Source organism: Mycobacterium colombiense, assembly GCF_001953985.1.
In the GTDB taxonomy this organism is placed as follows: Bacteria; Actinomycetota; Actinomycetes; order Mycobacteriales; family Mycobacteriaceae; genus Mycobacterium; species Mycobacterium colombiense_B.
Window position 1 is genome coordinate 41,974 of sequence record NZ_MBEI01000071.1, and the last position, 19,854, is coordinate 61,827.

The following is a 19,854-nucleotide window of genomic DNA, read 5'->3' on the forward strand; positions in this document are numbered from 1 at the left end:
GACTAGCGGTAGTCGCTGTAGCCGTAGTCGTCCAGCGGCACCGCGGCACCGGTGGCCTGGCCGAAGTCCGGGCTGTAGTACTGATCCTCGTAGGACGGGATCGTGTACGCCGCAGCGCGGGCTTCCTCCGTCGGCTGCACCTGGATGTTGCGGTACCGGTTGATACCGGTACCGGCCGGGATCAGCTTTCCGATGATCACGTTCTCCTTCAGACCGTTGAGCTTGTCGCTGCGGCAGTTGATCGCCGCATCGGTCAGCACTCGCGTGGTCTCCTGGAACGACGCCGCACTCAGCCACGAGTCGGTGGCCAGCGACGCCTTCGTGATACCCATCAGCACCGGACGCCCGGCGGCGGGCTCGCCACCCTCGGCCACCACCCGGCGGTTCTCCGCCTCGAACTCCGCACGGTCGATCAGCGAGCCGGGCAGGAACTCCGTCGAGCCCGAGTCGATGATGGTGACGCGGCGCAGCATCTGGCGGACGATCACCTCGATGTGCTTGTCGTGGATCGACACACCCTGTGCGCGGTAGACCTCCTGGACCTCGCGGACCAGGTGGATCTGCACCTCGCGGGGGCCCTGCACGCGCAGCACCTCGTGCGGGTCGGCCGAGCCTTCCATCAGCTGCTGACCCACCTCGACGTGGTCGCCGTCGGACAGCACCCGCTCGGAACCGTCCTCGTGCTTGAACACACGCAGCCGCTGCCGCTTGGAGAGCTTGTCGTACACGACCTCTTCGCTGCCGTCGTCGGGAACGATGGTGATCTTGTAGAAGCGCTCACCATCCTCGAGCTGAACCCGTCCGGTGACGTCGGCGATCGGCGCCTTACCGCGCGGGATGCGGGCCTCGAACAGTTCCTGAACCCGGGGCAGACCGCCGGTGATGTCCTCACCGACACCACCCTGGTGGAAGGTACGCATGGTCAGCTGGGTACCGGGCTCACCGATGGACTGCGCGGCGACGATACCGACGGCCTCGCCGATGTCGACCAGCTTTCCGGTCGCCATCGACCGCCCGTAACAGGTCGCGCAGACCCCGGTACCGGTGGTGCACGTCAGCACCGAGCGCACCTTGACCGACGTGATGCCCGCGGCCAGCAGGGCCTCGATCTCGGGGTCGCCCAGGTCCTCACCGCGCGGAACGACGACGTTGCCGGCCTCGTCGACCGCGTCGGCGCCCAGAGTCCGTGCGTACGCCGAGGTTTCGATGTACGGGTCACGGATCACGGTGCCGTCCGCCTGGCGCTCGGCCAGCTCGACGATGATGCCCCGCTCGGTCTCGCAGTCGTGCTCGCGGACGATGACGTCCTGGCTGACGTCCACCAGACGACGGGTCAGATAACCCGAGTCGGCGGTACGCAACGCGGTGTCCGCCAAGCCCTTTCGAGCGCCGTGCGTGTTGATGAAGTACTCCAGCACGGTCAGGCCCTCACGGAACGAGGACTTGACCGGACGCGGGATGAACTCACCCTTCGGGTTGGTCACCAGACCCTTCATGCCGGCCAGCGTTCGCGTCTGGGTGAAGTTACCCGTGGCGCCCGAGTCCACGATCGTGATGATCGGGTTGTCGGCCGGGTAGTGCTCACGCAGCGCCTGACCGACCTCGTCGGTGGCTTCCTTCCAGATCTCCACCAGCGCCTCGTTGCGCTCGTCGTGGTTCAAAGCACCACGCTGGAACTGCTTTTCGACCTTCTCGGCCCGCTCCTCGTACTGGTCGAGGATCTCCTTCTTGCGCGGCGGGACGAGCACGTCGGCCATCGAGACCGTGACTCCACTGCGGGTCGCCCAGTAGAAACCGGCGTCCTTCAGCTTGTCCACGGTCTGCGCGACCACGATCATCGGGTAGCGCTCGGCCAGATCGTTGATGATCGACGCCTGCACCTTCTTGTGCATCTGCTTGTTCACGAACGGGTAGCCCACCGGCAGCAGTTCGTTGAAAAGCACACGGCCCAAGGTGGTCTCGGCCATCCAGGCGTCGCCCGGCTGCCAGCCGTTGGCGCCGAACAGCTCCGCCTCGATCTCGGTCGGCGGACGCAACTGGGTCAGCCGCACCTTGATCTTGGCCCGCACCGACAGCACACCACGGTCGGACGCCATGATCGCCTCGGCCGGCGAGGAGTACACCCCGACCTCGGGCTCGTCCTTGGCGGCCGCCTTGAATTCGCCCTTGTCGCCGTCGACCTCGGTGGTCAGGAAGTACAGACCGGTCACCATGTCCAGACGCGGCATGGCCAACGGGCGGCCCGACGCGGGCGACAGGATGTTGTTGCTCGACAGCATCAGGATCCGGGCCTCGGCCTGCGCCTCGGCGCTCAGCGGCAGATGCACCGCCATCTGGTCACCGTCGAAGTCGGCGTTGAACGCCTCACATACCAGCGGGTGCAGCTGGATCGCCTTGCCTTCCACCAGCATTGGCTCGAAGGCCTGGATACCCAGCCGGTGCAGGGTCGGTGCGCGGTTCAGCAGCACCGGGTGCTCGGCGATGACCTCTTCGAGGACATCCCACACCTGGGGACGCTGACGCTCCACCATCCGCTTGGCGCTCTTGATGTTCTGCGCGTGGTTGAGGTCGACCAGGCGCTTCATCACGAACGGCTTGAACAGCTCCAGCGCCATCAGCTTGGGCAGACCGCACTGGTGCAGCTTGAGCTGCGGACCGACCACGATGACCGAACGGCCCGAGTAGTCGACACGCTTACCGAGCAGGTTCTGGCGGAACCGGCCCTGCTTACCCTTGAGCAGATCGCTCAGCGACTTCAGCGGGCGGTTACCCGGCCCGGTGACCGGGCGGCCGCGGCGGCCGTTGTCGAACAGCGCGTCCACGGACTCCTGCAGCATCCGCTTCTCGTTGTTGACGATGATCTCGGGCGCGCCGAGGTCGATCAGCCTCTTGAGGCGGTTGTTCCGGTTGATCACGCGGCGGTACAGGTCGTTCAGGTCCGACGTGGCGAACCGGCCACCGTCGAGCTGCACCATCGGGCGCAGTTCCGGCGGGATCACCGGGACGGCGTCGAGCACCATGCCCATCGGGGAGTTACCCGACTGCTGGAACGCGGCGACCACCTTGAGCCGCTTGAGGGCGCGAAGCTTCTTCTGCCCCTTGCCGTTCTTGATGACGTCACGCAGCGACTCGGCCTCGGCGTCGATGTCGAAGTTCTCGATCAGCTTCTGGATCGACTCGGCACCCATGGCGCCGGTGAAGTACTCACCGAAGCGGTCGATCAGCTCGCGGTAGAGGTTCTCGTCGACGATCAGCTGCTTGGGCGCCAGCTTGGTGAAGGTCGTCCAGATCTCCTCGAGCCGGTCCAGCTCGCGCTGGGCCCGGTCGCGCAGCTGACGCATCTCGCGCTCACCACCGTCGCGGACCTTGCGGCGCGCGTCGGCCTTGGCACCCTCGGCCTCCAGCTCGGCCAGGTCGGCCTCGAGCTTCTGGGCGCGGGCCTCCAGGTCGGCGTCGCGCTGGTCCTCAATGGCCTTGCGCTCCACCATCATTTCGGCCTCGAGCGTCGAGAGCTCGTTGTGGCGCATCTCGTCGTCGACCGAGGTGATGACGTAGGCGGCGAAGTAGATGATCTTCTCGAGATCCTTCGGCGCCAGGTCGAGCAGGTAGCCCAGCCGCGACGGCACACCCTTGAAGTACCAGATGTGCGTGACGGGCGCGGCCAGCTCGATGTGGCCCATCCGCTCGCGACGCACCTTGGCGCGGGTCACCTCGACGCCACAGCGCTCACAGATGATGCCCTTGAACCGGACACGCTTGTACTTGCCGCAGTAGCACTCCCAGTCGCGAGTCGGTCCAAAGATCTTCTCGCAGAACAGGCCGTCCTTCTCCGGCTTCAGCGTGCGGTAGTTGATCGTCTCCGGCTTCTTGACCTCGCCGTAAGACCATTGCCTGATGTCCTCCGCGGTGGCCAGGCCGATACGGAGTTCATCGAAGAAGTTGACGTCGAGCACGTAACTCCCTTTCCCCTTGCGGGTTTAGTTACCAATAAAGAGGCTGGCTATTGCCACGTCGGGCGCGTCGCTAAGCCAGGTCCTCAACAGACGCAGATTCGTTGCGGGACAGGTTGATTCCCAGGTTCGCTGCCGCCCGCTCGAGGTCCTCGTCCTCGCCTTCGCGCAGTTCGATCGCCGCACCGTCCGAGGAGAGCACCTCGACGTTGAGGCAGAGCGACTGCAGTTCCTTGAGCAACACCTTGAAGGACTCGGGAATGCCCGGCTCCGGGATGTTCTCGCCCTTGACGATCGCCTCGTACACCTTGACCCGGCCGACGGTGTCGTCGGACTTGATGGTCAACAGCTCCTGCAGCGTGTACGCCGCGCCGTAGGCCTGCATGGCCCAGCACTCCATCTCACCGAAGCGCTGACCACCGAACTGCGCCTTACCACCCAGCGGCTGCTGCGTGATCATCGAGTACGGACCGGTGGAGCGGGCGTGGATCTTGTCGTCCACCAGGTGGTGCAGCTTCATGATGTACATGTAGCCGACGGTCACCGGGTACGGGAACGGCTCACCGCTGCGGCCGTCGAACAGCACCGCCTTGCCGTCGCCGTCGACCATGACCTCACCGTCGCGGTTGGGCAGCGTGCAGGACAGCATGCCCTGCAGCTCCTCCTCCTTGGCACCATCGAACACCGGCGTGGACACGATCTGGTCCGGCTGCGCGTGCCGCAGCTGCTCGGGCAGGTTGACCGCCCACTCGGGCGAACCGTCGATGTTCCAGCCGGACTTGGCCACCCACCCGAGGTGGGTCTCCAGGATCTGACCGATGTTCATCCGTCGCGGCACACCGTGCGTGTTCAGGATGATGTCCACCGGGGTGCCGTCCGGCAGGAACGGCATGTCCTCCTGCGGCAGGATCTTGCCGATGACGCCCTTGTTGCCGTGGCGTCCGGCGAGCTTGTCGCCGTCGGAGATCTTGCGCTTCTGGGCCACGTACACGCGCACCAGCTCGTTGACACCGGCAGGCAGCTCGTCGTCGTCCTCGCGGGAGAACACCCGGATGCCGATGACCTTGCCGGACTCGCCGTGCGGCACCTTCAGGGAGGTGTCGCGAACCTCGCGGGCCTTCTCGCCGAAGATCGCGCGCAGCAGCCGCTCCTCCGGGGTCAGCTCGGTCTCACCCTTCGGGGTGACCTTGCCGACCAGGATGTCGCCGTCGCGGACCTCGGCACCGATGCGCACGATGCCGCGCTCGTCCAGGTCGGCCAGCACCTCGTCGGAGACGTTCGGGATGTCCCGGGTGATCTCCTCGGCGCCCAGCTTGGTGTCGCGGGCGTCGATCTCGTGCTCCTCGATGTGGATCGAGGTGAGCACATCCTCCTCAACCAGCCGGTTGGAGAGGATGATCGCGTCCTCGTAGTTGTGGCCTTCCCACGGCATGATCGCCACGAGCAGGTTCTTGCCCAGCGCCATCTCACCGTTCTCGGTGCAGGGACCGTCGGCGATGACCTGGCCGGCCTCCACCCGCTCCCCCGCGTCGACGATCGGCGACTGGTTGGCGCAGGTGCCGTGGTTGGACCGCTCGAACTTGCGCATCCGGTAGGTGTGCCGGGTGCCGTCGTCGGCCATCACGGTGATGTAGTCGGCGGAGACCTCCTCGATCACCCCGGCCTTGTCGGCCACCACCACGTCGCCGGCGTCGATCGCCGCGCGCAGCTCCATGCCGGTGCCCACCAGCGGCGCCTCGCTGCGCACCAGCGGAACCGCCTGGCGCTGCATGTTGGCGCCCATCAGGGCCCGGTTGGCGTCGTCGTGCTCGAGGAACGGGATCATGGCCGTGGCCACCGACACCATCTGGCGCGGCGACACGTCCATGTAGTCCACCTCGGACGAGGGCACGTACTCGACCTCGCCGGCCTTCCGGCGGACCAGGACGCGGGTCTCCTCGAACCGGCCCTTGTCGTCGATCGGCGAGTTGGCCTGCGCCACGACGTGGCGGTCCTCCTCGTCGGCGGTCAGGTAGTGGATCTCGTCGGAGACCACACCGTCGACGACCTTGCGGTACGGCGTCTCGATGAAGCCGAACGGGTTGACCCGGGCGTACACCGACAGCGAGCCGATCAGACCGATGTTCGGACCCTCCGGGGTCTCGATCGGGCACATGCGGCCGTAGTGCGACGGGTGGACGTCGCGGACCTCCAGGCCGGCGCGCTCACGGGACAGACCGCCGGGGCCCAGCGCCGACAGGCGGCGCTTGTGGGTCAGCCCGGACAGCGGGTTGTTCTGGTCCATGAACTGCGACAGCTGGCTGGTGCCGAAGAACTCCTTGATCGCGGCGACGACCGGCCGGATGTTGATCAGGGTCTGCGGCGTGATGGCCTCGACGTCCTGCGTGGTCATCCGCTCCCGGACCACGCGCTCCATGCGCGACATGCCGACCCGGATCTGGTTCTGGATCAGCTCGCCCACGGTGCGCAGCCGGCGGTTGCCGAAGTGGTCGATGTCGTCGGTCTCCACCGGCACCTCGGTGCCGCCGGGGACGGTCATCGTGGCCTGGCCCTCGTGCAGGCGCACCAGGTACTCGATGGTGGCGACGACGTCTTCCTCGGTCAGGGTCGACGACGTGATCGGCTCGCCCGCGTGCAGGCCGAGCTTCTTGTTGACCTTGTAGCGGCCGACGCGGGCCAGGTCGTAGCGCTTCTCCTTGAAGAACAGGTTCTCCAGCAGGGTCTGCGCGGACTCCTTGGTCGGCGGCTCGCCCGGACGCAGCTTGCGGTAGATGTCCAGCAGCGCCTCGTCGGTGCCGGCGGTGTTGTCCTTCTCCAGCGTCGACATCATGATCTCGGAGAAACCGAACCGCTCGGTGATCTGCTCGTTCGTCCAGCCCAGCGCCTTGAGCAACACGGTGACCGGCTGGCGGCGCTTGCGGTCGATACGGACGCCGACGGTGTCGCGCTTGTCGACGTCGAACTCCAGCCACGCGCCGCGGCTCGGGATCACCTTGACGCTGTGCAGCAGCTTCTCGGTCGACTTGTCGATGGTCTCGTCGAAGTACACGCCCGGCGAGCGGACCAGCTGGCTGACCACCACACGCTCGGTCCCGTTGATGATGAACGTGCCCTTTTCGGTCATCATCGGGAAGTCACCCATGAAGACCGTCTGGCTCTTGATCTCACCGGTGTTGTTGTTGATGAACTCGGCCGTGACGAACAGCGGTGCCGCGTACGTCATGTCCTTGTCTTTGCACTCGTCGACCGGCGCCTTGACCTCGTCGAAACGCGGGTCGGAGAACGACAGCGACATCGACCCGGAAAAGTCCTCGATCGGCGAGAGCTCGTAGAGCACCTCTTCCAGGCCACCCACCGGAGTCACGTCCCCGCGGGCGGCGGCGGCCTCACGCCAGCGCGGCGCGCCGATCAACCACTCGAAGGAGTCGATCTGCACGTCAAGCAGACCGGGAACCTCGAGCGGTTCGCGGAGCTTGGCGAAGGAAACTCGGTTGGGCGCTCCAGGCACGGAGCCGTTTGAGGAACTTCCGTTAGAGGAACTTTGTGGGCGATCCGTCTTGCTCTGGCGGAAATCTGCCAAGATGCATCCTTCCAGCACCTCGTGCGACTCACGAAGACCGGGACCACCGGGCCAGCTCGCCGCGAATTGTGTCGGTTCGGCCGGCGAACGATCTGTCCGGATCTCACGCGCAACTAGAACTAAGCCGCTTGAGGGGGCTCAGGCTTAGACCACGGTGTCAGGTGGCGGGTGAGGTGGGCAGGAGGTAGCCAGCGCAACGTCCAACAATAGCGCAGGACGGCGCATTCCTCAACTTCCCAACATCAGCAGTCCAGGGACATCGGCGCTGGCTGGCGTTTCGACTCTCCGCTGGATACATGCTGCCCAACAGACTGGCCCGTTTACGGCCCGCCGTCAAGAGGGCGGGCCGTCGTGTTACGCGGAGTTATCGCGAAACACGCCGGGCATCGCGCCCTAGTCGCCGAACTCGTGCGCGCGGAACTTATGCGTGCCCTCCAGGTCGTCGAGGATGGCGGCCTGAGCGTTCTTGGGCAGGGTGTGCAGGATCTCGCGCACCCGGGCCTGGCGCCGGGCGACCGCCTTGCGCTCGGGCATCCCGGGCGTCGCGACGATCTGGGGCGGCACCCCCTCGATCTCCTCGACGCCACCGGCGTGGTGACCCGCATCGATCATGGCCTGCTCTTCGGCCATGGTCGCCTCGTCCTTTTCCTCGGACATGCCGATCGGCCCGATCCGGCGGCCGTTGAGGAACTGCCGCACCACCGGCTCCTCGCTGGTCAGCAGCACCTCGCGCGGGCCGAACATGACCAGCTTGCGGCGGAACAGCATGCCCATGTTGTCCGGCACGGTGCGGGCGATGTTGATGTTGTGGGTAACGATCAGCACCGTGGCGTCGATCTGGGCGTTGATGTCGAGGATCAACTGGCTCAGGTACGCGGTACGGACCGGGTCCAGACCGGAGTCGGGCTCGTCGCAGAGGATGATCTGCGGGTCCATCACCAGGGCACGGGCCAGGCTGGCGCGCTTGCGCATACCGCCGGAGATCTCGCCGGGGAACTTCTTCTCGTCGCCACCGAGACCGACCAGGGTCAGCTTCTCCATGACGATGTCACGGATCTCGCCTTCCTTCTTCTTGGTGTGCTCGCGCAGCGGGAACGCCGCGTTGTCGAACAAGTTCATCGAACCGAACAGGGCACCATCCTGGAACATCACGCCGAACAGCGTGCGGATCTCGTAGAGCTCCTTGGCCGAGCACTGCAGGATGTCGGTGCCGTCGATGACCACCGACCCACGCTCGGGCCGCAACAAGCCGATCAAGGATTTCAGGAAAACAGATTTGCCGGTACCCGACGGCCCCAGCAGGACGCTGACCTCCCCGGCGGGGATTTCCAGCGTCACGTCTTCCCAAATCCTCGAGGAGCCGAAGGACTTGGTAAGTCCATTCACCTCGATAGCGACGCCCATGGGAAATCCTTCCGTCGAAACTTTTGCCCGCCACCTGCCCTTTTATGTGGCATGAGTCACTGTAGCGCACGCCTGCCACACGGCATCAGGGATGCGGGCGCCAGCGGGAAAATATTGACGGTCCTGAGATCAGCCGGAAGCCCGCACGGCACAACTTATTTGACGCACGTGTTAGCCGAACGTTAGCCAGCGGGCGCCCAGTTCCCGTGGAAGCCCATCGGCACCCGCTGCGGCAGGTGGACCGTTGCCACCCGCTCGAGCGTCTGCGCGTCCAGCAAGAGCAATTGGCCCTCATCGCGGTCGCGGTGATAGCCGAAGCCCATCAGGATGCCGTCGTCTTCGGCGCGGGCGGCCGGGTTGGGCACAAAGGACATCTCGCCGAGTAAAAGGCCCGCATCGAGGTCGGCGGCCGCACTCGATCCGGTCGCATAGTCGTGCTTGTAGAGCGCGGTGGACATCTCGGACGCCCCGTTCGACAGGTAGCCGCCGTCGGTGCCGATGGTGTAGCCGAATCGGTGCCGCCCGCCCAGCAGGCCCTCGTTGATGCGCGGAAACTCCTGCGGGCGATCGTCGTGGCGTTCGCTGGTCACCGCCCCGGTCGCGAGGTTGACGGTCCAGCGGTCCAGTGTCGGCCGGCTGTCGCCGGGACCGCGCAGGTCGCGGACGAACATCCGCGAGTAGCGGACCACGTCGAGCACCAAAACCTCAGCGCCACCGCGCGTCTCGGAGTAGGCGTTGAGCGGGTGGTAGACGTAGCAGGGTTCGATGTCGAACCAGCGGATGTCTTTATTGCCGCCCTCGCGCGGCATGACCCCGATGCGCGCCTGGTAGTCGGGATTCCAGCGGTAGGGCATCCGATTGATCGGCTCGCGATTGCGGTTGATCATCGCGGTCACCGGACCGGGGACCCGGACGCGTCCGATCAACGACTGCATCACCAGCCGGGCCGGCAAACCCAACCAACGCGGCACGTTCGCCGGCATCACCTGCACGGGATCGAACGTCACCGGCAGGTCGTAGATCACCACGTATTTGTCGGTCAGCGAGAAGTCGTGCATCATCGGCGACCCGCCGACCTGGATGTCGACGGTGCGACGCGCACGCCCGGCGGTATCGATCACCGAGTACTGCACGGTCCGCCCGCGGGTGAACGCGTAGGACACCGCGTGCAATTCGCCGGTGCGGGGATCGCGGTGCGGATGGGCGGTGTAGCCGCCGAACAGGGTGCCGTCGAAATCGCACGGCCCCTCGGTGTCCAGTTCGTCGGTCAGCCGGTAATTCGCCCCGCCCCCCTCGACTAGCGCCAGCGTTTGCCCGGCATGGCTCAGCACATTGGTGTTCGGGCCGACGGAGAGCATCCCGGCGCGCGGGTTCAGCCCCTGCGGCCCCGCCTCATTCAATGCCCTGCACACGTGCGCGGTGCGCACCCAGCGGTTGCGGTACCAGCGGGCCTGCCCGTCGCGCAGCGCCACCCCGTGCACCATGCCGTCGCCGCTGAACCAGTGGTAGACGGCGGGGTCCACCTCGGCGACCGGGTTCGGCCCGTTGCGCAGGTAGCGGCCGTCGAGGTGTTCGGGGATGCGTCCGGTGACGCGCAGATCGTGTGCGGTGACCTCTGCGCTCACCGGCGCCAGGAAGTCCTCGAGGTAGGGGTTGCCGGGTCTGGCCGTTGCCGTGGTCACGATCGCTGAGCTCCTATAACATTGTTATTCCAGCGTTATTGGCACGGTACGCCGTCGATGAGAAGATGGCAACGATGACTTCAGAGGTTCAGCGCAGCGTTCGCGACGAGATGCTGCACGCCGCGGTCGGCCTGCTCGACGAGCACGGGCCCGACGCCCTGCAGACGCGCAAGGTGGCCGGCGCCGCGGGGACCTCCACGATGGCGGTGTACACGCACTTTGGCGGCATGCGCGGGCTGATCGCGGCGGTGGCCGAAGAGGGGCTGCGGCAGTTCGACGCCGCGCTGTCGGTGCCGCGGACCGCCGACCCGGTCACCGATTTGTTCGTCACCGGTGCGGCCTACCGCCGCTACGCCATCAGGCGCCCGCACATGTACCGGCTGATGTTCGGCAGCACCAGCGCACACGGCATCAACGCGCCCGCCCACAACGTCCTGACGCTGACGGTCGCCGAGATCGAGCGGCGCTACCCCAGCTTCGCGCACGTGGTGCGCGGGGTGCACCGGTGCATGCTGGCCGGCCGGATCGAAGCCGCGGGCGCTTCGAAAGACGGTGTCGACGACGCGGCCGTGGTGGCCACCGCGGCCCAGTTCTGGGCGTTGATCCACGGGTTCGTCATGCTGGAGCTAGCCGGCTATTACGGCGACGACGACTCGGCGGTCGCACCGGTGCTTGGCGCGATGACTACGAACTTGCTTGTCGCCCTTGGGGATTCACCCGAGCGGGTGGCGCAGTCGCTGCAGTCGGCCCGGCACTGAACGCACGAAACCCCCGGGATGGTGATCCCGGGGGTTTGCGCGCTTGCGACTTACTTGACGGTGACGGTGGCGCCGGCGGCCTCGAGCTTGGTCTTGGCCTCGTCGGCGGCCTCCTTGGCCACCTTCTCCAGCAGCGGCTTGGGCGCGCCGTCGACCAGGTCCTTGGCCTCCTTGAGGCCCAGGCCGGAGACGATCTCGCGGACCACCTTGATGACGCCGATCTTCTTGTCACCGGCGGCTTCGAGGATGACGTCGAACTCCGACTGCTCCTCGGCGGCCTCGGCGGGCGCACCACCGGCGGCGCCACCACCGGCGGCGGCAACGGCGACCGGGGCGGCCGCGGTGACCTCGAAGGTCTCCTCGAACTTCTTGACGAAGTCGGAGAGCTCCAGCAGGGTCATTTCCTTGAAAGCGTCGAGCAGGTCGTCGGTAGACATCTTTGCCATGGGTGTGGGTCCTTCCTTGTTTTTCTAGGTTCCGGGTTGGTTCTTATTCGGCTTCGGCCGGGGTTTCCGGCGCCTCAGCGGGTGCTTCCGAAGCGGGTTCGCCGGTGGCGTCCGCGGCGGGCTCCGCAGCGGCTGCGGGTTCCGCAGCAGCGGCGGGGCCTTCGGCGGCCTTCTTCTCCTGCAGGGCGGCCGCGAGCCGGGCGACCTGCGAAGCGGGAGCGTTGAACAGCCCCGCCGCCTTGGCGAGGTTGCCCTTCATCGCGCCGGCCAGCTTGGCCAGCAGCACCTCGCGCGACTCGAGGTCGGCGATGCGCTCGACTTCGGCGACCGTGAGCGCACGGCCGTCCATGTAGCCGCCCTTGATGACCAGCGCCTTGTGTTCCTTGGCGAAGGTCTTGATGGCCTTGGCGGCGTCGACCGCTTCCCCGGTGACGAATGCGATGGCCGTCGGGCCGACGAAGAGCTCGTCGAGCCCCTCGACCCCGGCCTCCGAAGCCGCACGCCTGACCAGCGTGTTCTTGGCCACCGAGTAGGTGGCCGCCCCGTTGAGCGAGCGCCGCAGCTCGGCCAGGTTGGCCACGGTCAGACCGCGGTACTCCGTGATCAGGGTGGCGGTCGATTCCTTGAACTGCTCGGCGATGTCTGCAACGGCGGTGGCCTTGTCAGCCCTGGCCATGCCTACCTCCTGAAGTGAAAGTCAATGCGACGTGTCGTCTCGATTCCCCCGAAGAACGACGAACGCCCCGGCGCAGAAGCGGCCGGGGCGTGGAAATACGCCGGCGCGAGCCGGCGCTATGCCTCGTCCTCCTGCGTGGGCCGCCGGGATGCTCCCGGACCTTCAACCGATTGCTCGGTGACCGACGGTCTTCGGTGGATCGGCTAACAGAATAGCGTGGCCCGCGCGATCAGCCAAAACGGCGGCGGCCTCAGGTGACGGCGACGACCAGCAGCACGAAGACAGCCAGAAGCAGGACCACCCGCACCCGGTGCCGTCGATCCCAGCGCGCGGCGAGCTCGCGGGATAGCCCACCGGTGCTCGGCCACTTCGCGATGCGGTTGTTGATCGGCACCAGCAGGGCGAGCGTCAGCAGGATCACCGCGGCCATCAGCCCCGCGGCGATTCCGAGGAGCCAGTCGCGCTGCTCGCCGCGCTCCTGGATGGCGAGCGAGGCCACCAGCAGCAGGGTGACGGCGTACCAGAACGGCATCGTCGTGCCCAGGGCCCGGGCGGCGCCGCCGCGAGCCGCGCGGAAGCCGTCGTCGGGCAGCCGGGCGATGAGCGGGTGGAAGAAGACCGCGACCGCCAGCTCCACCCCGACCATCAGTCCGGTGACCACGACCGCGAGCGCGTCGATGCTGTTGTTCATGGCAACGACCCTTGCGGTTATGCTGACAAATATCAAGGTACTGACAAATTAGTCAGCGAGGTGCCCGTGTCCGTATCCAAGAAGGAACTCAGCGACTGCCCGATCGACGCCGCGCTGTCGGTCATCGACGGCCGCTGGAAGGGCACCATCCTGTGGCGACTGTGCGACGGCCCGATGCGCACCGCCGAACTGCGCCGCAGCATCCCCGGCATCACCGAACGCATGCTGATCCGGCACCTGCACGAACTCGTCGACGCCGGGATCATCGAGCGCCACGACGCGCGCACGGTGCCGCCGTGCGTGCACTATTCGATTTCCGAATACGGCATGACGCTGGGCCCGGTGCTGGCGAGCCTGTGCGACTGGGGCCGAAAGCACATGCAGCGGGTCAGCTGAGCCCCGCGAGCCGGGCCGCGCCGATCAGGCCGGCCGCGCCGCCGAGCTGGCCCGGCACCACCCGCAGCCCGGACAGGAAGTCCAGGCCGGCGTATTCGGCGAGCTTGGCCCGCAGCGGGTCGAAGAGCAGCGGCCCGGATTTGGCGACACCTCCGCCGATCACCACGAGACCCAGATCGCACACCGCGCCGACCGAGGCGATCATCGCGGCGAGCCCGTTCGCGCCGTGCTGGAATGCCTGCTGGGCCAACGGGTCTCCGGCCGCCGCCGCGGCGGCCAGCTCGCTGGCGCCGGCCTCGGGCGGCGCGGACCAGCCGCTCTCCCGCGCCCGGCGCACCATCCACGGCCCGGACGCGACGGTCTCCACGCAGCCGTGACCGCCGCAGGCGCAGGGCCGCCCGTCCAGTTCGACCACCACGTGCCCGACGTGACCGGCGTTGCCGGTGCGCCCCGAGTAGGGGACGCCGTCGAGCACCAGTCCGCCGCCCACCCCGGTGGAGACCACCATGCCCAGCATGAATTGGGCGTCCGCGTCTTTCCCCGCTCCGACCCAGTGCTCAGCCAGGGCCATACAGACGCCGTCACCGGCCAGCACCACCGGTAGTCCCGGCACCGCCGCGGCGACCTTGTCGCGCAACGGGAAACGGTCCCAGCTGTCGATGTTGATCGGGCTGACGGATCCGCTGCGCAGATCGATGGGTCCGGCCGAGGCGATCCCGACGGCGCCGACCGGGTCGTCCGCCGCCCGCAGCGCGTCGGCGATCATCGCTTCGACGACGGCCCACACGTCGGCGGCGGCGGGCGTGGTCGGGGTGGGCCGGATGGCGGTGTACACCAGTGTTCCGCCCGAATCCGCCAGCGCGGCAGCGATTTTGGTGCCGCCGATGTCCAGGCAGAGGGTGAGCACGGCGCTCAATGGCGGTGGGTGTTGTCGGGTTGGCGGGGGTCGCCGGGATGCTCGTAGCCGGGTGCCAGCTCCACCAACGCGGCGCGGCGCGCATCCAGCCACAACCGGAAGGCGCGCCGCCGCGCGGCGCCGCGCAGGTGCTCCTCGATCGCCGATCGCACCTGGTCCAGCGGTGGGGCCGCCGACGCCGTTGTGCACCAGCCATGTTCGCCCTCTTGCGGCGCGGCGAAGCGCAGCGGGTTGCGGCCGTGATAGGCGGCCACCTCGGAGTCGGCCACCCGCACCGCGGCGGTGACGTCGGCGAACAGCGCCCTGGCACGCGGGTCGGCCAGCACGGCGGCGGCGACGCTGCCGATCTCCAGCCGGGCGGTCAAGTCGGGCAGCAGCTCGGCCTCGGACGGCGCGCCGCGCGCGCTCAGCCCGCGGGCCTGGGCCTCCGCGGCGACCACCCGCTCGGTGACGATGAGCTGGGTCAGCCACCGCCGTAGCTGGCGGCCCTCGCTGGTGCCGCGGACGGGCAGGGCGGCCGCTCCCCGGCCGGCGCGTAGCCGCGCCTCGGCGGCGTCCAGGACGCTCGCCGAAACGGGCGTGCCGGCAACGGTCGCTATCGGGTGGATGCTCATGTCACCGTCACCTTCACCGCCGGCGAGTAGACCAGTCGGCCGGCGCAGCCGATCCGCACCAGTGCCCACCACTGGCCGGGTTCCAGCCAGGACGGCGGGGTCAGCTGGAAGCCTAGGTCGACGGTGCCGCGGGAGGGTAGCACCGCGCCGAGGGCGCCCGGACCCATCCATTCCCAGGTGCCCCAGGGGCTGATCAGGTGCGCCTCCAGCGCCAGGTCGGCGCAGGCGTGGCTGCCGACGGTGACGGTCAGGGCGCCTGCTTCACCGGGTGGGAGTGTGACCTCGGCGGGCCCGTCGGCGAGGTAGATCAGCTCGCCCGCTGCCCCGCCCACGGTCACCACGCAGACGTCCTCGACGGGTTGGCGCCAGGAGGCCGGGAGGTCGTCGCCGGTGACGCGGAGTTCGGCGCGGACCGGGTACAGGCCGGGTTCTGCGTGCTCGCAGACCGACACCACCACGTCTTTGTAGAAGTGGTCGCCGACGCGCCGGCTGACGGGCAACTCGGCGGGCCTGGCCGTCCAGCCGTCCGGACACCGCAGGGTGACGGCGCCGTGCAGCGTGGCGTCGGTGCTGTCGCAGGCCACGGTGACGCGCAGGGTCACCGCGCCTCCAGGCTCCGCGCTCGCCTGCGGCGGGTGCAGGTGGGCGACCACCGGCAGCCCGCCGAGCGGCGCTGGGCCGCGATTGTGCAGCCAATACCGCGCGTACAGCGGCTGCGCGGCCTCCGCCTGCGGGGCCAGGTCGGCGGCGCCGGCCGCGGCCCGGGGCGCATCCACGCGGGCCAGCAGGGTCGCCACCTGGTAGCCGTGCAGCTCGACCGAGGACACGGGTTCGGGATGGGTTTCCAGCAGATCGGCGCGACGCAGGTCGCGCAGCGTCGCGACGTCCGAGTCGATGACGACGGGGGTGCGGGCGCCGGTGGTCTCCACCAGGCGCAGGGCCACCGCGTTCGGGTCCAGCGGCGCCGCGCTGCCCTCGGTCAGTGGGTTGCCGGCTGCCTTGAGGGCGCCCAGCTGTACCGATTCGGGCTCGACGCGCAGCAGCGAACCGGCCGGCGGGAGCGCCGCATCCCGCTGGCCTGTAGTGACGGCGAGCAGCGGCTGGGAGAACTGCGCGCTGCGGCTGGGGATGCCGGCCCGCCGCCAGTCGCCCGCCCCGCTGACCAACGCGTAGTCGAAGGCGTGGGTCCAGTGCTGCAGTTGGAAGTTGGAGCCGTCCGGCGCGGTGCGGCGCGGGTCGTCGATCCATATGCCCGACGGCCAGCCGGTGCAGGACCGCATCAGCGCGGTGTGCAGGGTGCCCTCGGTGTCGACGGCGAAGCTCGGCACCCCGCGGTTGAGCAGGGCGACGGTGCGGTCTTCGAAAGCGTCCGTCCCCGAGGGCGATTGCTGCGTCACGGCGATCTCGGCGTCGTCGAGGTCGCCGGCCACCGCGGCGATCGCCGCACGCAGTTCGTCCTCGTCGCGGCCGTCGATGACCAGCACCGGCAGCGCCCGCGGCGAACGCAGGTCGGCGTCGGGCACCCACACCGCGTCCAGCGGCGTCTCGGCCGGCACCCACACCCGGGCCCGGCCGGTCGCCGCTAACTGGCGCTCCAGCTCGTCGGCGTACACCGGAGCGCCGGCCAGCACGGCCGCGGCGAAGGCGTTGCGGGCGGGCCCGCCCAGCGCGATGCGCACGTCGGGCAGGTTCGAATCGACCTCGAGGTGGCCGTAGCGCGGCTTGCCCGCCGCGCTGCAGGTGGCCGTGACGCCGGCGCGCACCAGCGCGACCATCAGCTCGCGGGCCAGCGGCCCGGCCATCGCCTCGGTCGGCGACACCACCTCGGCGACCGACACGGCCCGCACGTCCGTGTCCGACACCCGGATCCTTGCCGCCGAGGACAGGCCGAACCAGCCGTACGCCGGGTTGTCCAGGGTCCACAGGTGCCGGGCGGTGTCCACCGCATCGGGCCCGTCGTGCAGCAGCGCGAAACCGCGGCCGACGACGGCGTCGCCCACCTCGCTGACCGGCATGGCCCCTGGCACCGGGCACGGCCAGCGCAGCCGCACCAACTGGTCGGCGCCGCTGAACCCGTCGATGGTGGTGCGGCAGTCCACCCGCGCGACGCCACGCCACAGCGTCAGCTTCTGGGTGTAGCGCAGCAGCGTGCCGATTCGGCCCCGCACCACCACCCGCTGGCCGAGCGGCCCGTGGAAGGCCTGCACCCGCGCAAGCCCTTCCGACGAGCACACCACCGGCCCCTTGGGCAGCAGGTGCCACGGGCCCTCACCCTGGCTCGGGTGCGCCGGGTACTCCTCGTAGACGGCGAGCTCGTTGCCCACTCGGCCGTCGGCGATCAGCTCGCGGCCGTCCTGCAGCAGCGAGGCGATCCCGCCGCCGCGCGCCGGGTCGACCTCGAGGCGGTAGTGCTCGTTGGCGATCACCGATCCCGCGACCGGTTCCCAGCCGGCCGGTTCGCCCCGGCCGGGCGCGGGCACCAGCCGGTATGCCCGCCACCCCAGCGACGGCACCTCGCGCGCCAGCCAGCTGACCGAGCGGCCGTCGTGCTCGACATGCGCCGCCAGCTGGGTACCGTCGCCGTCGAGCACCCGCACCCGGTCGCCCAGCGGGCGGTCGAGGCGCGCGGTGACGATGTCGGTGCGCCGGCAGGTCAGCGGATTCCACACGATCACGTCGCCCTGACCGCCGCTGGACAGTAGCGCCAGCGAGTTGTCGCGGGCCGCGCGGCCCAGCTCCCAGGCGTCGCGCCATCCGGTCAGCAGGTCGAGGTACACCTGGTCGGATTCCGAGCCGGTGATGGCGTCGTGGTGCGCGCCGTAGACCAGCTGCACCCAGGCCTTGGCCAGGGCGGCCTGCGGGTATTCGGCGCCGGTCAGCAGCCCGGCGAACACCGCGAAACGCTCGGCCTGCAGCACGGCGTTCTCGGCGGCCCGATTGGCCTGCTTGGTGTCGATGTAGGAGACGTCCTTGCCGGTGTAGATCGGGTTCATGTCCCGGGTCTGCGGCGACGGCACGCGGTCGCGCTGCGCCAGTTCGGCGCGCACCGCCGCGAAGAACTCGCACGGGAGCGCGCACACGAAGCGCGGCCAGGTGTAGCGGGCGGCCCAGTCGCGGTGAATGTCGGTGACCCACTTGTTGGGCGGGGTGTAGTCGGTGCCGACGGGCAGCAGCACGTTTCGGGTGAGTGCGACCTTCTTGAGCTGGTGGAACAGCTCGTAGGTGGCGTCTTCAGCCTCGCCCAGCGACGCCGCGGAATCCATCCACCAGCCCGCCGAATAGTGCGCGGGCATGTAATGGGTGAGCAGGCCGCGGCCCGACGGCGAGATCCACTCGAACTCGCTGGCGAACTGCATGCGCTCGACATCGCCGCTGCCCAGCGCCGGGCCCCATTGGTGGTGCGGTCCCCTGGCCCACGAACTCGACGTCAGGCCGGCGTCGGCGGCCATCCCCGGGAATTGCGGATCGTGGCCGAACACGTCCAGCTGCCACGCGGTGGCCGGGTTCGCCCCCATGACGTGACGTTGAAACCCCATGCCGTGCACCAGGTTCCGAATCGTCGTTTCCGGGCTGGTGAGGTTGGTGTTGGGTTCGTTGTAGGTGCCGCCCATCACCTCGACGCGGCCCTGGCCGATGAATCGGCGCAGGTCGGCCCGGTCCTCGGGGCGGGTGTCCCAGTACGGCTTGAGGTAGTCAACCTCGGCCAGCACGAACTTGTAGTCGGGGTCGCGGCGCGCCAGCTCCAGGTGCGCGTGCACCAGGTCGAAGCCGTTGGTCTGGCGGGCCCGCCCCGGCGGGTCCTCGGTCCACTCGCTGGTATAGGCGCCCTGCGTGTTCCACCACACCGGGTCGTAGTGGAAATGGCTGACCATGAACATGGTCCAGCCGGGCTCGGCCACGGTGAACTCGAACGGCAGCCGCTGACCGCCGGCGAGCGCCCGCGCGGGCCGGACCTGCCCGGCGACCGGGTCCTCGACTGCCACTGCAATCTCGATGAGCTCGTCGCCAATGTCGGCGACCGCCTCCCCGGTCAGACCGTCCCCGTCGATGCGGATCGGCGTCGGTTCGGTACACCCAACAAGACCGACGCGCACCAGTTGCAGCGGCGCCTCGGGCGGTCCGACGAACAGTTCGGTCGAGGCCACCGAAGTCACCTGCATGCCCGCACCTTACGGCGACGCAGGATGGCTGGAAAGGTAACCGTTATGGCGGATCTGACGACCCAACTGGCTGACCAACTCGACTGGCACTGGCGCAACCAACTGCGCCGACGCCTGGACGGCCTGACCGACGACGAGTACTTCTGGCAACCGGTGCCCGACTGCTGGACTGTGCATCCGGGCGGGTCGATCGACTTCGCGTTCCCGACGCCCAGCCCCGCGCCGTTCACCACGATCGCGTGGCGCATGGCGCACATCATCGTCGGCGTCTTCGCGATGCGCGCCCATCACCATTTCGGCGGACCGCCCGCCGATTACCAGAGCTGGGACTATGCGACCGACGCCGCCACCGCACTGCGCCAGCTCGACCAGGCGTATGCCGAGTGGATCAACGGCGTGCGGTCGCTGTCCGCCGCGGACCTGACCCGCCGCTGCGGTGCGGCCGAAGGACCCTACGCCGACTACCCGCTGAGCGAGCTGGTCTTGCACATCAATCGAGAAGCGATCCACCATGGTGCCGAAATCGCTTGCTTGCGCGACCTTTACGTCCACAGCAGAAGGGATTGAAAATGCCCGCCCTC

The 19,854-nt window shown here is 68.4% G+C and carries 13 protein-coding genes; 3 read left to right on the top strand and 10 right to left on the bottom strand.

Annotated features, from left to right (window positions below; all coding sequences use genetic code 11):
* Positions 1–2: 2 nt before the first annotated feature.
* The 4 genes from A5732_RS22825 to A5732_RS22845 all read right to left on the bottom strand — a co-directional run bounded on the left by A5732_RS22825 (position 3) and on the right by A5732_RS22845 (position 10,619).
* The gene (locus A5732_RS22825) at positions 3–3,953 is read right to left on the bottom strand and encodes a DNA-directed RNA polymerase subunit beta' (protein ID WP_076103381.1); all 3,951 of its coding nucleotides are present in this window, start codon (positions 3,951–3,953) and stop codon (positions 3–5) included.
* 70 nt (positions 3,954–4,023) lie between these two features.
* Positions 4,024–7,530 carry a DNA-directed RNA polymerase subunit beta gene (gene rpoB / locus A5732_RS22830; protein ID WP_139334598.1) on the bottom strand — a complete coding sequence of 1,169 codons (3,507 nt, stop codon included), beginning with the start codon at positions 7,528–7,530 and terminating at the stop codon, positions 4,024–4,026.
* Positions 7,531–7,923: 393 nt separating this feature from the next.
* Entirely contained in the window at positions 7,924–8,934 is a 1,011-nt protein-coding gene (locus A5732_RS22840) for an ABC transporter ATP-binding protein (RefSeq protein WP_064883892.1), read from the bottom strand.
* A 182-nt stretch (positions 8,935–9,116) separates the two neighbouring features.
* A complete protein-coding gene (locus tag A5732_RS22845; RefSeq protein ID WP_076103382.1) occupies positions 9,117–10,619 on the bottom strand; it encodes a carotenoid oxygenase family protein in 1,503 nt (500 codons plus the stop codon).
* 71 nt (positions 10,620–10,690) lie between these two features.
* On the opposite strand from A5732_RS22845, the gene A5732_RS22850 reads away from it, so the two are divergent.
* Positions 10,691–11,374 carry a TetR/AcrR family transcriptional regulator gene (locus tag A5732_RS22850; protein WP_076103400.1) on the top strand — a complete coding sequence of 228 codons (684 nt, stop codon included), beginning with the start codon at positions 10,691–10,693 and terminating at the stop codon, positions 11,372–11,374.
* Positions 11,375–11,424: 50 nt separating this feature from the next.
* On the opposite strand, the gene rplL is transcribed toward A5732_RS22850, so the two are convergent.
* The 3 genes from rplL to A5732_RS22865 all read right to left on the bottom strand — a co-directional run bounded on the left by rplL (position 11,425) and on the right by A5732_RS22865 (position 13,187).
* A complete protein-coding gene (rplL, locus tag A5732_RS22855) occupies positions 11,425–11,820 on the bottom strand; it encodes a 50S ribosomal protein L7/L12 (RefSeq protein ID WP_007767831.1) in 396 nt (131 codons plus the stop codon).
* Positions 11,821–11,863: 43 nt separating this feature from the next.
* Positions 11,864–12,496, bottom strand: coding sequence for a 50S ribosomal protein L10 (gene rplJ, locus A5732_RS22860; protein WP_065051726.1), 633 nt, complete (start codon positions 12,494–12,496; stop codon positions 11,864–11,866).
* 250 nt (positions 12,497–12,746) lie between these two features.
* Positions 12,747–13,187 carry a DUF1772 domain-containing protein gene (locus tag A5732_RS22865; protein ID WP_076103383.1) on the bottom strand — a complete coding sequence of 147 codons (441 nt, stop codon included), beginning with the start codon at positions 13,185–13,187 and terminating at the stop codon, positions 12,747–12,749.
* A gap of 66 nt (positions 13,188–13,253) precedes the next feature.
* Between A5732_RS22865 and A5732_RS22870 the strand changes: the two genes are divergently transcribed.
* Positions 13,254–13,583 carry a winged helix-turn-helix transcriptional regulator gene (locus tag A5732_RS22870; protein WP_064883957.1) on the top strand — a complete coding sequence of 110 codons (330 nt, stop codon included), beginning with the start codon at positions 13,254–13,256 and terminating at the stop codon, positions 13,581–13,583.
* Here the strand turns inward: A5732_RS22870 and A5732_RS22875 are convergent.
* The 3 genes from A5732_RS22875 to A5732_RS22885 are packed head-to-tail and all read right to left on the bottom strand — an operon-like array spanning position 13,576 to position 19,273.
* On the bottom strand, positions 13,576–14,490 hold the full coding sequence (locus A5732_RS22875; RefSeq protein WP_076103384.1) for an ROK family protein: 915 nt from the start codon (positions 14,488–14,490) through the stop codon (positions 13,576–13,578). The genes A5732_RS22870 and A5732_RS22875 overlap by 8 nt on opposite strands.
* 5 nt (positions 14,491–14,495) lie before the next feature.
* Positions 14,496–15,113, bottom strand: coding sequence for a DUF7158 domain-containing protein (locus A5732_RS22880; RefSeq protein WP_076103385.1), 618 nt, complete (start codon positions 15,111–15,113; stop codon positions 14,496–14,498).
* Positions 15,110–19,273, bottom strand: a complete 4,164-nt coding sequence (locus A5732_RS22885) for an NEW3 domain-containing protein (RefSeq protein ID WP_076103386.1) — start codon at positions 19,271–19,273, stop codon at positions 15,110–15,112. The genes A5732_RS22880 and A5732_RS22885 overlap by 4 nt, the downstream gene beginning before the upstream one ends.
* 45 nt (positions 19,274–19,318) lie before the next feature.
* Between A5732_RS22885 and A5732_RS22890 the strand changes: the two genes are divergently transcribed.
* A complete protein-coding gene (locus A5732_RS22890) occupies positions 19,319–19,840 on the top strand; it encodes a DinB family protein (protein ID WP_076052156.1) in 522 nt (173 codons plus the stop codon).
* The last annotated feature ends 14 nt before the right edge of the window (positions 19,841–19,854 follow it).